We start from the raw sequence: 13,410 nt of genomic DNA on the forward strand, positions 1-13,410 counted from the left end.
TGACTTCATCCTCGGTTCAAGAAAAATGCGCCTGGCCGGGCAGGGGCCCTGACAGGAGCACGGACAGTTCAGGCCGCAGCGCGGCCAGCTCACTCAGGCGCGCGGCCACGTCCGGCCTGGCGGGTGCCAGGGCCTGCGACAGGGCCAGTGCCTCGGTTTCGGTGCGGTACTTGCCGGCGGTGCGCGCAGTCCCTGCCGCCCGGGCCAGGCTGTCCTGCACGGCTGCGTGGTCGGCGCCCATGGCCAGCAGGAAGCGGGCCTTCTTCAGGTGCAGCTCGCTGCTGTGCAGCCGCTCGTCCAGCACGTCGGCCAGGCGCAGGCATTCGTCGATCTTGTCCAGGGCCTCGGCCCAGCGCCCGCTGGCCGCCAGCATTTCGGCGACGAAGGAGCGGTAGTAGGTCTGGCAGTAGCGGCAGCCCATGTCCCAGAGCAGCTGCGCCGTGCCGCTGGCGCGTTCAATGCCCTCGGCGCTGGCGCTGCCTGCGTTGTCACCCAGCGCCCAGCAGCGGATGATGTCCGCATAGCCCGAGAACGCGGGCAGGCCGTAGCGGGCCGTGATGTCCAGCAGCTCGCCCGTGGTGCCCAAGGCGCTTTCCTTGTCGCCACGTGCCTGGTGGACCAGGGCCTGGTAGAGCAGGGCCATGCTCAGGGAGGGGATGTGCGAGACCTCGTGCGCCAGGCGCACGGCGTCGTTCGCGTCGGCCAGCGCGGCCTGGTCGAAGCCGGCGAACCAGCGCACCAGGGCACGCCCGCAGGTGGCCCAGACGCGCGTGTCGAAGCCGAACTCGGCCGCATGGTGGGCATGGGCCACTGGGTCGTAGCGGGTGATGGCGTCGGTCAGCGCTTCTTCGGCCTGCTCGAATCGGCCGTCGGAGTAGTGGGCCAGGCCCAGGTAGGTCTGCGCGGCCACCAGCACGCCCGTGTCCTTCTGGCGCACGGCCTGCTCCAGCAGGCGGTGGCTGAGCTGGCGCACTTCCTCGCGGTTGCTGGCCACGTGGTGGTAGGTGATCAGCATCCACAGGTGCTGCACCTGCTTGTAGTCGGCCACCGCGTTGGCGCCGGGGCCGGCCAGCAGCTCCTGCGACAGCGCGATGCTTTCCACCACCTGGGCATGGGCCCAGCCGTGCTTGTTCATCAGCGCCTGGGTCACGTAGCTGTTGACGTCCAGCCGCGCCTCGCGCTGGGCCACGCCCTGGAGCTGGTGCAGCCAGTCGTCAATGTGGCGCGCGTAGGCAATGGTTTCATCGTTGAGCGAGCGCAGCTGCGTGATGCGCAACTGCCGCACCGCAAGCGCCACGGCCTGGGCATGGTCGCCCGCGTCTGCCCAGTGCTGGGCCACGCCTGCGGGTTCTGCGGCAACGCGCTGGGGCTGGTGCTGCATCAGGGCCAGGGCCACGTCGCGGTGCAGCAGCCGGCGCTGCGATGCCAGCATGCATTCGTAGGCCGTGTCGCGGATCAGCGCGTGGCGGAACATGAAGGCGCCGGCGCCCGCACGTTCATCGGCAATGACCAGGCCGGCCTGACCCAGTTGCGCCAGTTCCTGCTCGACCTCGCCTTGAGGGCGTTCCACGCAGGCGCACAGCAGACCGAAGTCGAAGTGCCGGCCCATGGTGGCGGCCAGTTGCAGCAGCGGCTTGAGAGGGCCGATGCGGTCAAAGCGGCTGACCAGCGAGTCGCGCAGGGTCAGCGGAATGGCGGCCGGCAGCCCGGCATGGCGAAAGTCCCAGACGCCGTCCTGCTCCACCAGGTGGGCGTCCAGCAGCATGCGCGCCATTTCCTGGATGAACAGCGGCACGCCGTCGGTGCGCTCCACCACGTGGCGGATCACGGCGGGGCTGAGTCTGCGCGGCGCCAGCGTCTGGCGGGCCAGCTCGGTGGCCTGCGCGTCTTCCAGGCGCCGTACGTCCACGCACTGGGCCTGCAGGCCTTCGGGCGGCTGCCACTGCGGACGCGCCGTGAGCACCAGCAGCACGCGCCGCCCGGGCAGGCGCGATACCAGTTGCTCCAGCAGTTCGATGCTGGTGGGGTCGGCCCAGTGCACGTCCTCGACGACCAGCAGCAGGGGCTCGGCTTCGGACATGTGCAGCAGCCATTGCGCCGTGGACTGCAGCAGAAGCGCCCTTTGCATGACGGCCGAGATGCGGCTGGGCTCGCAGTCGCCCAGGGGCAGCGAGAGCCAGGCGCACAGAATGGGCAGGGCGGCCTCGGCATCGCAGCCTGCGGCGCGCAGGGCTTCGCGCATCTGCTCGCGGTGGTCCTGCGGGGGATCGGCCGCCTCCAGCCGCTGCCGTATCAGGCCCAGGAAAGGGGTCAGCGCAGTGTTGCGGTGCTCAGGCTGGCATTGCAGCACCACGGTGTTCGCGCCCTGTGTCCTGGCGTGGACGAGCAGCATGTCGGCCAGGCAGGATTTGCCGATGCCTGGCTCGCCGCGAATCCACAGCGCATTGCCCCCAGCTTCGCGGGCCCGCGCCCATGCGTCGTGCAGGCGCTGCAGTTCGGGTTCGCGGCCTATGCACTGCAAGGCCGCATCGGACACAGGTCCCTGCAGTAGCTCGGCCGGCTGTTCCAGCTCCAGGCGATAGGTCTGCATGCCCGTGGGCTGGCCGGGCAGGCGCAGGCTGCCGGCCTTCTCGAAGCGCGCATGGCGGGCCAGCAGGCGATGGCTGCTTTCGCTGGCCAGCAGGGTGCCCGCATCGGCGATGGCCTCCAGCCGCATGGCCACGTTGACGGCATGGCCCGAGGGTGCTTCGCCGCCGACCACCACGGCCATGCCGGTGTGCAGGCCCATGCGGATTCCCAGGTGCAATCCGTGGACCTGCTCGATGGCGGCCGCGCGGCTGCGGCTGAGCGTCAGCAGCTCCTGCGCCGTCATGCCGGCCTGGCGGGCATCGGTGTCGCTGGTGTGCGGGTAGCCGAAGAGCACCAGCATGCGGTCGCCCAGCGTGCCCGCCAGCATGCCTCCGCGCCGGGTGGCAACGTCGGAGAACAGCGTGAGCTCTTCGCGCTGCAGCAGTTCGATGTCTTCGATGTTCAGGCCCTGCGAGGGCTGGCCTGCGGTGCGTGCCGCGCTGTCCATGCCGTGGGTGTCGCTGCCCGGCCACAGGGAGACGCTGCAGCACAGCACGGTGAGCTGGCGCACTTCGGAGAACACGCGTGTGGTGGCCACGGTGCGTGTCAGGTCCGCCTGCTGCACCTGGGCGGCGGCGGGCAGTTGGCCCACCAGATCGTCCAGCCGCACGCGCATGAGGTCCCTGAGCAGGGCCGCCGCCGAGTCGCTGCGCTCCGCTGGCCGCTTCTTGAGCGCCTTGCGCAGCAAGGTGGCGATGGGGTGGGTGGAGATGGCGGGCGGCAGCTGCACTTCCTGCGGGCTGAGCTGGCGGTGCACGATCTCGGCCACCGAGGCGCCCTGCACGGCGGGCGTGCCCGTCAGGCATTCGAGGAACATCAGTCCCCAGGCATACAGGTCGGTGCGTGCGCTGGGCGGCTCGCCGCGCAGTTGCTCGGGGGCGCTGTAGGCCGGCGTGCCCAGGCACTCGTCGCCCATGGTGAGCTGAGAGACCTGCGGGCCGGCAAACTGCGGAATGACGGTGCCGATGCCGAAGTCCAGAACCATGGCGTGCCGCACGGCGCCCGTGGAGGTGACCATCACGTTGTCGGGCTTGAGGTCGCGGTGCACGATGCCGGCGGCATGCGCGCAGTCCAGCGCATCGAGCACCTCGGCCATGAGGCGGCCGGCCTCGGCGGCAGTCAGCACGCCCTGGCGGCGGATCAGGCTTTTGAGGGTCTCGCCCGGCACATATTCGAAGACGCCGTAGACGCAGTCGCCTTGCTCGCCCTTGTCCAGCAACTGGACGATGTGCGGATGGTGCAGGGACGCGCACAGCATGGTCTCGCGGTGGAAGCGCTCCACCTGGCGGCCGCCTTCCTGCAGCCTGACGACCTTGATGGCCACCGATGCACCTGTGCGCCGGTGTCGCGCACGGTAGACGGTGCCGTAGCCACCCGATCCCAAGGTTTCCAGCAGTTCGTAATCGGGTATTTCCAGGGGGGCTGGCGCCACCGGGGTCACCGCAGCTTGCGTGGGGTTGGTGATGGCATCGTGCATTTCAGCCTCGGTTGGGGGTCCTCCTGGAGGGTATCCAGTCGTCCATTTGTCATACGGCAGACCGTGCTTTTGATACCGTTCGTTACTATAGCGTACGTCCGAATGCAATTGACTGTTTTTGCCTACGTGCTTGCCTATGGTTGCCGTCGCCGTGGCGTCCGGTGCTCAGTCCAGTTGCAGCAGTGCGCTGACGGCGGTCTGCAGCATGTCCACCAGCTCGGGGTCCATGTAGCGGTACTCGTCAGGGATATCGAGCACATGCACGCGCTTTTGCGCCAGCAGCCGGCCGAAATCGGCCTTGAGGCGGGTCTGGTGCCTTTCCTCCATCACGAGAATCACCTCGGCCCAGGCCACATCGTCGGCCGACACGCGGTGGCGGGCGCCCGCACTGGTGCCGCCCGAGCGCACCAGCAGGGCAGGGTGCCTGCGCCAGACCTGCTCTGCCGTGGGGCTGCGCCACTGGTTGCGGCTGCAGACGAAGAGGACCTTGAGGCGGTTGTCATTGCGGGGCATGTTGGAAAGAGGCGTTGGTCTTTGAATGCAAGTGCTCTCAGGCCCAGCTGGCCGCATTGCGCAGCCGTATGCCGCTGGCATGCAGCGAGCTGTCCCAAACGCCGCGCAGCGGCTGCAGCGAATCGACGATGCGCAGCTCGGTGCCGCATTCCGCTAGCGCTTGCGGCAGATCGACCAGCAGGTCCCGGCGCAGGGGCTGCACGGCCTGCCGGCTGACGTACATGCCGGCGTCCTCCAGACTTTCAAACGTATCGGCTGGCAGCTCGTACCGGTGTATCCGGGCCGCTTGCAGGCGCGCGGCCCAGGCGGTCTCCACATAGGCCACGGCCAGCGCTCCATCGGGCAGGGCGTTCAGCCATTGGGCCCTGTCTTCGCTGGTGCTGTGCTCGTGCGGCCATATGACGATGCGCGGGCATTCGCGCGGAAACAGGTACAGCCGCTGATGCGTCTGGGCGATGGCCCACACCAGGGGGCCGTTGAGCCACTCCTGCCCCTGGCGGCGGGGTGCCGCCTTCAGGACCGGGCGGGGCTGGAATTGCCGGATATCTCCGTCTTCGCTGAAGTGAAAAAGCTGCATGGCGCGCAGTGTAGGGCGCCGCGGTTTGCAGGTGCTGCGCCATCGCCTATGATGCGCGGCACCTGTGAATAATCACAGCTACTTGCAACCCACGGAAAGGTCCACGCACCATGAACGGTCACTGTCTTTGCGGCGCAGTCAGCTTTGTCTCTCCCCAGGCCCGGGAAATCGGGGCCTGTCACTGTGGATACTGCCGGCGCTGGGGCGGCGGCCCCATGCTGACCGTGCATTGCGGGCCCGATGTGAAGTTCGAGGGCGGCGAGAACATCGGCACCTATGCATCCTCCGAATGGGCCGAGCGCGCTTTCTGCAGGCAGTGCGGCACGCACCTGTACTACCGGCTGCACGCCACGGGCGAGTACTTTGTGCCGGCCGGGGCCTTCGAGTCGCAGGACTTCGAGCTGGCCACGCAGATCTACATCGACAAGAAGCCCGGCTACTACGACTTCGCCAACCAGACGCCGACCATGACCGAGGCCGAGGTCATCGCCCAATACGCGCCCCCGCAGGAATGAGGCACAGCCCCATGCCCCTGCACGATGACTCCAGCGGCCTGGCAATGGAGCCTGCCGCACGGCCCGGCGATCCGCTCGACCGGGTCGATACACCCAGCCTGGCGCTGGACCTGACCGTCTTCGACGCCAACCTGCGCACCATGCAGGACTGGGCCGACCGCCACGGCGTGGCGCTGCGCCCGCATGCCAAGGCGCACAAGTGCCCGCAGATCGCGCTGCGCCAGCTGGCGCTGGGCGCGCGCGGCATCTGCTGCCAGAAGGTGAGCGAGGCCGTGCCCTTTGTGGCGGCCGGCGTGCGCGACATCCTGATCAGCAACGAGGTGGTGGGACCAGCCAAGCACGCGCTGCTGGCCCGGCTGGCGCGCACGGCGCGCATGGCCGTGTGCGTGGACAACGCGGCCAACCTGGTGCAGTTGTCCGAGACCATGTCGCAGGCGGGCGTGGAGATCGACGTGCTGGTGGAGGTGGATGTGGGCCAGGGCCGCTGCGGCGTCACGGGCGCCGAGGCCGTGCTGGCCCTGGCGCGGCAGGCGCACGACCTGCCGGGCGTGAATTTCGCGGGCCTGCAGGCCTACCACGGCGCGGTGCAGCACCGGCGCAGCCGCGAAGAGCGTGCGCAGGTCTGCCGGGAGGCGGCGCGCCAGGCGGCGGCATGCGCGCAACTGCTGCGCGACAACGGCATGGCCTGCCGCACCATCACGGGTGGCGGCACGGGCAGCGTGGAGTTCGACGCGGCCAGCGGCGTCTACACCGAGCTGCAGCCGGGCTCCTATGCCTTCATGGATGGCGACTACGGCGCCAACGAGTGGGACGGGGCGCTGGCCTTTCGCAGCAGCCTGTTCCTGCTGTCCACGGTGATGAGCACGCCCGCGCCGGACCGCGTCATCCTGGACGTGGGCCTGAAGTCCACCTCGGCCGAATGCGGGCCGCCTGCCATTTACGGCACGCCGGGCCTGCGCTGCGTGGCCATCAACGACGAGCACAGCGTGGTGCGCGTGGAGCCGGGCGCCCAGGCGCCGGCGCTGGGCAGCGTGCTGCAGCTGCTGCCCTCCCATGTGGACCCGACATTCAACCTGCACGACGAGCTGGTGGTGCTGCACGACGGCGTGGTGCACGCGCTGTGGCCGATTGCGGCGCGCGGGCTGTCGCGCTGAAGACGGCATGAAAGAAGCCGCCGGCCTTGCGGCGCGGCGGCTTTTTTGCGTCTGCGGCCTGCTGTGGCCTGTGGCTTACAGCTCGATCTTGGCGCGGCGGATCACGTCGCCAAAGCGCTTGTTCTCTTCGACGATGAAGGCCTTGAACTCTTCGGGCGTGGGGAAGTAGTTCTCGTAGCCGAAGGTCTGGAACTTGGGCTGGATGTCGGGTTCGCGCAGGACTTTCATGGTGTCCTGGCGGATCTTCTCGACCACGGCGGGCGGCGTGGACTTGGAGACGGCAAAAGCATTCCAGCCGGTGACCACGGCGTCGGCCGGGCCGCCCGATTCGGCCACGGTGGGCACATCCTCGTAGCCCTTGAGGCGGTGGGGTGCCAGCACGGCCAGGAAGCGCAGCTTGCCCGAACGCATCAGCGGGCCGGCCGTGCCCGAGGAGCCCAGCGCAAAGGCCAGCTCGCCCGTGGCCACGCTGGTGTACAGCTGGCTGGTTTCCTTGTAGATGACGTGTTCCATCTTGGTGCCTGTCAGCGACTCCAGCAGGGCCGAGCCCAGGTGCACCGGGTTGCCCACGGACCACGAGCCGTAGTTCAGCTTGCCGGGGCGCGCCTTGGCGTCGGCAATCAGGTCGGCCACGGTCTTGTAGGGGCTGTTGACCGGCACGCAGACGAAGAAGAAGGTGCGAAACAGCGGCAGGACGACCTCGAAGTCCTTGTCGATGTTGTAGGGCAGCTTCTTGAACAGATGGGGATAGGCGGCCAGGTGGACGTTGTCCAGCTGGATGATGTCCGTGCCGTCGGTGGCGCCGCGCTTGAAGGCCTCGATGGCGATGAAGCCGTTGCCGCCGGGGCGGTTTTCCACGATGACGGGCTGGTTCCACAGGCGCGCCGGCTTGTCGGCCACCAGGCGCGAAGTGCCGTCCGGCCCGCCGCCCACGGGGAACGGATTGATGATGCGCACCTGCTTGGTGGGCCAGTTGGCGGCGGCACCCGACTGGGCACGCGCTGGCGCCAGCGCGCCCAGGGCCAGGGCGCCAAGGGCGAGGCCCGCCTGGCGGCGATTGATGCTGAAGGCGCTGTCTTTCATGGTTTGTCTCCGAGTCGCTGTTGGGCTTGCTGGGTGGCTTGGCCCTATGCCGGGAATGCACGGGCCGCTCTTGTTTTTTACGCTCTCTTGCGGGAGCGGCTGGATGATCCAGTCGCCGCATTGTGTCAGTTCGCCGCAAAGCACCTAGCCATCGCCGCCGCTAGCAGCTATAGCAAAATGGCATAAGTGAGGAGACGATAGAACATGAATTTGCAGCAGATAGAGACCTTTGTGCATGTGGCCGAGACCGGCAGCTTCAGCAAGGCGGCCGTGCTGCTGGAGACGGCCCAGCCCGCACTGAGCCGCCAGGTGCGGGCGCTGGAGACCGAGCTGCGCGAAACCCTGCTCATCCGCACCGGCCGCGGCGTGACGCTGACCGACGCGGGCCGCCGCCTGCTGGAGCACGGCCACGCCATCATGCAGCGTGTGGCGCTGGCCAAGGAGGATCTGGGCAGCCAGCGCGACGAGCCCGTGGGCCGCATCGTGGTGGGCCTGCCGCCCAGCCTGGCGCGGCGCCTGACGCTGCCGCTGATCGACCTGTTCAGCAAGGACATGCCCAAGGCCCGCCTGGCCGTGGTCGAGGGCTTTTCCATGAACATCGCCGAATGGCTGACCTCGGGCCGCATGGACCTGGGCCTGGTCTATACGCCCGAGCCGCATCCGCACATCGAGGTCACGCCCGTGCTGGAAGAGCGCCTGTGCCTGATCGGCCCGGCGCGCACCCTGGGCGGGCGCAGCGGCGTGCGCTTTGACGAGCTGTCGCAGTTTCCGCTGATCATGCCGCAGCACGGCCAGATCTTCCGCAAGCTGATGGAAGCGCAGGCCACGCTGTCCCAGGTCAAGCTCAACGTGGTCTGGGAAGTGTCCAGCGTGCCGGCCATCCTGGACCTGGTGCGCGGCGGCTACGGCTACGCTGCGCTGACCGACAGCGCCATGCGCAGCCACCTGACCGATGCCGAGCTGGTGGGCATTCCCATCGAATCGCCCCATGTGGTGAGCACGCTGTGCCTGGCGCAGTCGGCCAAGAAAAAGGCCACGCCGCTGATCCGCAAGACCTCGCTGGCCCTGCGCGAACTGAGCCAGCAGGTGTGCGCGCCGCTCTGAGCGGCTGCAGCGACGGCGGCAGTTCAGCCAGGCCTCAGAGCAGCGGCCGCAGCTCCCGCGCCGCCTCCTGCAGCAGCGGCAGCAGCTCGGCCGCCATGTCGGCGGGCGCCATGCGCTGGGGCGAGGTCACGATGTTGAGCGCGGCCACCGTGCGGCCCTCCATGTTGCGCAGCGGCACGGCCAGGGCCTGCACGGCCAGCTCATGCTCTTCCAGGGCCAGGCAGAAATCCTGGCGGCGCACTTCGTCCAGCACGCCTTCCAGCGCTGCGCTGTCGGTGACCGTGTGGGCGGTCAGGCGCCGCAGATCGTGCGATGCCAGCCATTGCCTGAGCTCGGCCGCAGGCAGGGCGGCCAGCAGCACGCGGCCCGTAGAGGTGGCATGGGCGGGCAGGCGGCTGCCCAGGTGCAGACCGTGGGCCATGAGGCGCTGGCCGCGTTCGTGCAGGGCGCTGCGCGCGACGATGACCACCTCGTGGCCATCGCGCACCACGCAGGAAAACGACAGCTGGGTCTGCGCCGCCAGCCGGTAGAGCACGGGCTGGACGATGCGCGGCAGCCGCGCCGAGGCCAGGTAGCTGCCCGACAGCCGCAGCACCTTGGGCGCCAGCCAGAAATGGCTGCCGTCCGTCTCCAGATAACCCAGGTGCGTCAAGGTCAGCAGATGGCGGCGCGCGGCCGTGCGGGTGATGCCAGAGCGCTCGGCCGCCATGGTGGCGTTCAGGCGCTGGCGCTCGGTGTCGAAGCTCTCCAGCACGGCCAGGCCCTTGGCCAGTCCGGCGATGAAGTCATCCGGGTCGATGGGAAAGGGCTGGTTCATGGGCGGGGAGGGCGGGCATGCAGGTAGTGCGCGATTGTCGCGCAGATTGCGCGATCACCGCGCAACGCCTGCTGCAGCCCCTCGTCTTTGCGCTGCCTCAAAACTAATCTTGGGCGCAGGCCATGGCATGAACCGGCCATGACATCGAACAACGCAACGGAGACAAATCAATGCGCACCCAAGTCGCCATCATCGGTGCAGGCCCTGCCGGCCTGCTTCTCGGCCAGCTGCTGTACCGCGCAGGCATAGACAACGTCATCATCGAGCAGCGCAGCGCCGACTACGTGCTGGGCCGCATCCGTGCCGGCGTGCTCGAACAGGTCACGGTGGATCTGCTGGAGCAGGCCGGTGCCGACGCCCGCATGCGCGCAGAAGGCCTGCCGCACGACGGCATCGAGCTGCTGTTCGGCGGCCAGCGCCACCGCATCGACCTGCATGGCCTGACCGGCGGCAAGCGCGTCATGGTCTACGGCCAGACCGAGGTCACGCGCGACCTGATGGAAGTGCGCGCCGCCGAGGGCCTGACCACGGTCTACGAGGCCAGCAACGTGCAGCCCGTGGGCTTCGATGGCGACAGCCCCGTCGTGCGCTATGAGAAGGACGGCCAGGTCCATGAGCTGCAATGCGACTTCATCGCCGGCTGCGACGGCTTTCACGGCATCTGCCGCGCCAGCGTGCCCCAGGACAAGGTGCGCACCTTCGAGAAGGTCTACCCCTTCGGCTGGCTGGGCCTGCTGTCGGACACGCCGCCCGTCTCGCACGAACTGATCTACGCCCAGACCGAGCGCGGCTTTGCACTGTGCAGCCAGCGCAGCGCCACGCGCAGCCGCTACTACCTGCAGGTGCCGCTGACCGAAAAGGTCGAGGACTGGAGCGACGAAGCCTTCTGGAACGAACTGCGCCTGCGCCTGGACCCCGAGGCCCGCGAGCGCCTGGTGACCGGCCCCTCGCTGGAAAAGAGCATTGCCCCGCTGCGCAGCTTCGTGACCGAGCCCATGCGCTTCGGCCGCCTGTTCCTTGCCGGCGACGCGGCCCACATCGTGCCGCCCACGGGCGCCAAGGGCCTGAACCTGGCCGCCTCGGACGTGGGCTACCTGTCCAGCGCCTTCGCGCAGTACTACCGCGACAAGGCGCCCGAAGGCATCGACGGCTACTCCGAGCAATGCCTGCGCCGCGTCTGGAAGGCCGAGCGTTTTTCGTGGTGGATGACCTCGCTCATGCACCGCTTCCCCGATGCGGGCGGCTTCGACACCAAGGTGCAGGAGGCGGAGCTGGACTACATCGTCAACTCCCGTGCAGGCTCGACCTCGCTGGCGGAGAACTATGTGGGGCTGCCGCTGGTGTGAGGGCTGGTGTGAGGCCCCGGGCGCCGCCGAGGCTGCGCCCGCATTGATGCGCGCCTGTCGCCACAGCATTGCGCAAATTTGCAGCCCGCCTCGCCCGGACGGGTGCGGGCGAGGAGTAAGCTTGTCGGGTTATGGCGCACATCACGTTTCCCCCTCCCTATATCGCCCCCCAGAATGCAGCGCAGTCGCTGCGCGACGCAGGCTATGCGGTGCTGCGCCCCGATGAATTCGCGGCCTGGGCAGGCGTGTCATTGACCGAGCTGCATGCGCTCGATGCCGACTGGGCCCAGCTGCCGCCCGATGCCTTTCTGAAGGACGGCGGGCGCTACCGGCGCCGCCGCCATTCCTGCTTCATCGCCGGGCAGGACGGGCTGCAGCAGGTGGAGCACCGCGCGCACTGGCAGCCGGTGGAGTACAACGCCCTGCATGGCGGCATGCTGCGCATGTTCGATCCCATGCGCGACGCCACGGCGCAAAGCGCCACCTGGAGCCGGCTGCTGCTGGCGCTGGCCGGCCTGTCCGACCAGGTGTTCTGCGCCCAGGGCAATGATGTGCAGCACGAGCGCTGGTTCATCGAGTCCCACCAGTTCCGCATCGACACCACGGACGGCATTGGCCGGCCCACGCCCGAAGGCGCGCACCGCGACGGCGTGGATCTGGTGGCCGTGATCCTGGTCGGGCGCGAGGGCGTGAAGGGCGGCGAGACGCGCATCTTCGAGGCCACGGGTCCCAGCGGCCAGCGCTTCACGCTCACCGAGCCCTGGTCGGTGATGCTGCTGGACGATGCCCGCATGATCCACGAGACCACGCCCATCCAGCCCGAGCAGCCGGGCGGCGTGCGCGATACCCTGGTGCTGACCTATCGCCGCCAGGGTTTCCAGGGCTCGGAGCTGACGCGTCGCCGCAAGGATTGATGCAGCTCAAGACGCTGGCGCATGATGGGCGCACACTTTGGTTCATCGACCCGGCCGCCCCCGATTGTTGACGGCGGCCAAGCACAAAGGAGAAAACGCATGTTCAAGCACATCCTGGTTCCCGTGGACGGCTCCAACAGCTCGATGCTGGCAGTTCACAAGGGCGTGGAGCTGGCCAAGGCCTTTGGCAGCACGCTGACGGCGGTCTACGTGGTGGACCCCTATCCGTTCACGGGCGTGGGCGCCGACTTCGCCTACGGCCAGTCGCAGTACCTGAGCGCGGCCACGGCCGAGGCCAACACCACGCTGGACGCCGTCAAGAAGATCACCGACGAGGCCGGCATCACCGCCACCACCGTGGTGGGCGAAGGCCATGCGGTGCACGAAGGCATCGTGCGCGTGCTCGAGAGCACGGGCGCCGACCTGATCATCATGGGCTCGCAAGGCCGCCGTGGCCTGGAAAAGCTGATGCTGGGCAGCGTGACCCAGCGCGTGCTGGGCGCCGTGCGCGTGCCGGTGCTGGTGGTGCGCGAGTAATCACCGGGCCGCTCGGCCCTTTGCCGGGTGAAACGTCAACGGCTCCCTCGGGAGCCGTTTTTGTTGGTGCGCTGCAGGGGGAGAGGGCGCTCAGCGATTGAGCAGCCGTGCCAGCCAGCCCTTTTTCTTGCGCTGCAGTTCCAGCTCCTGCAGCACTTCGTTCTTGAGCCTTTCCTTCTCGGCGGCAGGACTGGACTCGCGCGCCATGCGCAGATAGGCCTTGGCCGAGTCCACGTAGCCGGTGTCTTCGTTGCGGATGTGGTTGAACAGCCAGCGCGAGAGCATGCCGTGCAGCTCGGCGGCCACGTCCTCGCCCGCATCGAAGCGGGTCTGCATCTCGATCACGCGGCGCGTGAACAGCTCGTGCACCTTCTTGTGCGGGCCGGCGAACATGTAGCCGGCGCTCTCGATCAGGCTTTCCTCGAACACGAAGTGCGAGACGGTGTAGTCGATCATCTCGCCGATGACATCGCCCAGGGCCTCACGGTCGGGCGACGAGCGCAGCTCGTAGAGCTTGTTGATGTAATCGACGATGCGGCGGTGCTGCCGGTCGATTTCTGCAATCCCGGTGTCCAGCTCGGGGACCCAGACCAGCAATGCCATGACGTTCTCCAGGAATTCGGTGATTTCCGGAGAAGTATTCACGGGACTGTCACATAGCTCCTTGATGCAGATCAGGCTGATCTGCATCAATGAAATGCGGCGTTGGCCGTTGCAGGCGGTGCCGGGCATGCCGCCCTGGCAC

Annotated in this window: 12 protein-coding genes; 6 read left to right on the forward strand and 6 right to left on the reverse strand. The window is 68.2% G+C overall.

Features of this window, described 5'->3' with window-relative positions; genetic code table 11:
• Positions 1-16 precede the first annotated feature (16 nt).
• From KDK82_RS07155 to KDK82_RS07165, 3 genes are all read right to left on the reverse strand, one after another.
• Complete coding sequence (locus tag KDK82_RS07155) at positions 17-4,105, reverse strand: TOMM system kinase/cyclase fusion protein (protein ID WP_088164402.1); 4,089 nt, start codon at positions 4,103-4,105, stop codon at positions 17-19.
• Positions 4,106-4,270: 165 nt separating this feature from the next.
• Positions 4,271-4,618 (reverse strand): low molecular weight protein tyrosine phosphatase family protein, encoded by a 348-nt coding sequence (locus tag KDK82_RS07160; protein ID WP_088164403.1) that lies wholly within the window; start codon positions 4,616-4,618, stop codon positions 4,271-4,273.
• Positions 4,619-4,655: 37 nt separating this feature from the next.
• Positions 4,656-5,195: a DUF6886 family protein gene (locus KDK82_RS07165; RefSeq protein ID WP_043825556.1), complete on the reverse strand. Its 540-nt coding sequence runs from the start codon at positions 5,193-5,195 to the stop codon at positions 4,656-4,658.
• Between the two features lie 110 nt (positions 5,196-5,305).
• On the opposite strand from KDK82_RS07165, the gene KDK82_RS07170 reads away from it, so the two are divergent.
• A complete protein-coding gene (locus KDK82_RS07170) occupies positions 5,306-5,710 on the forward strand; it encodes a GFA family protein (RefSeq protein WP_088164404.1) in 405 nt (134 codons plus the stop codon).
• 11 nt (positions 5,711-5,721) lie between these two features.
• Positions 5,722-6,864 carry a DSD1 family PLP-dependent enzyme gene (locus KDK82_RS07175; RefSeq protein ID WP_088164405.1) on the forward strand — a complete coding sequence of 381 codons (1,143 nt, stop codon included), beginning with the start codon at positions 5,722-5,724 and terminating at the stop codon, positions 6,862-6,864.
• A 75-nt stretch (positions 6,865-6,939) separates the two neighbouring features.
• Here KDK82_RS07175 and KDK82_RS07180 read toward each other — a convergent pair whose 3' ends face one another.
• Positions 6,940-7,947, reverse strand: coding sequence for a tripartite tricarboxylate transporter substrate binding protein (locus KDK82_RS07180; RefSeq protein ID WP_088164406.1), 1,008 nt, complete (start codon positions 7,945-7,947; stop codon positions 6,940-6,942).
• Positions 7,948-8,151: 204 nt separating this feature from the next.
• On the opposite strand from KDK82_RS07180, the gene KDK82_RS07185 reads away from it, so the two are divergent.
• The gene (locus KDK82_RS07185) at positions 8,152-9,051 is read left to right on the forward strand and encodes a LysR family transcriptional regulator (RefSeq protein ID WP_013801913.1); all 900 of its coding nucleotides are present in this window, start codon (positions 8,152-8,154) and stop codon (positions 9,049-9,051) included.
• A gap of 34 nt (positions 9,052-9,085) precedes the next feature.
• Here KDK82_RS07185 and KDK82_RS07190 read toward each other — a convergent pair whose 3' ends face one another.
• Positions 9,086-9,868, reverse strand: coding sequence for an IclR family transcriptional regulator C-terminal domain-containing protein (locus tag KDK82_RS07190; protein ID WP_012206162.1), 783 nt, complete (start codon positions 9,866-9,868; stop codon positions 9,086-9,088).
• Positions 9,869-10,038: 170 nt separating this feature from the next.
• Here KDK82_RS07190 and pobA point away from each other — a divergent pair, with 170 nt between their 5' ends.
• The 3 genes from pobA to KDK82_RS07205 all read left to right on the forward strand — a co-directional run bounded on the left by pobA (position 10,039) and on the right by KDK82_RS07205 (position 12,665).
• Complete coding sequence (gene pobA / locus KDK82_RS07195; RefSeq protein WP_013801914.1) at positions 10,039-11,214, forward strand: 4-hydroxybenzoate 3-monooxygenase; 1,176 nt, start codon at positions 10,039-10,041, stop codon at positions 11,212-11,214.
• A gap of 131 nt (positions 11,215-11,345) precedes the next feature.
• Complete coding sequence (locus tag KDK82_RS07200) at positions 11,346-12,128, forward strand: 2OG-Fe dioxygenase family protein (protein ID WP_013801915.1); 783 nt, start codon at positions 11,346-11,348, stop codon at positions 12,126-12,128.
• Positions 12,129-12,227: 99 nt separating this feature from the next.
• Positions 12,228-12,665, forward strand: coding sequence for a universal stress protein (locus tag KDK82_RS07205; protein ID WP_012206159.1), 438 nt, complete (start codon positions 12,228-12,230; stop codon positions 12,663-12,665).
• 90 nt (positions 12,666-12,755) lie between these two features.
• Here the strand turns inward: KDK82_RS07205 and KDK82_RS07210 are convergent, their stop codons facing one another.
• On the reverse strand, positions 12,756-13,310 hold the full coding sequence (locus tag KDK82_RS07210) for a bacteriohemerythrin (protein ID WP_256974407.1): 555 nt from the start codon (positions 13,308-13,310) through the stop codon (positions 12,756-12,758).
• Positions 13,311-13,410: the final 100 nt, after the last annotated feature.

The sequence above is a fragment of the Delftia sp. K82 genome, from assembly GCF_002193035.1.
GTDB classification, from domain to species: domain Bacteria; phylum Pseudomonadota; class Gammaproteobacteria; order Burkholderiales; family Burkholderiaceae_C; genus Comamonas; species Comamonas acidovorans.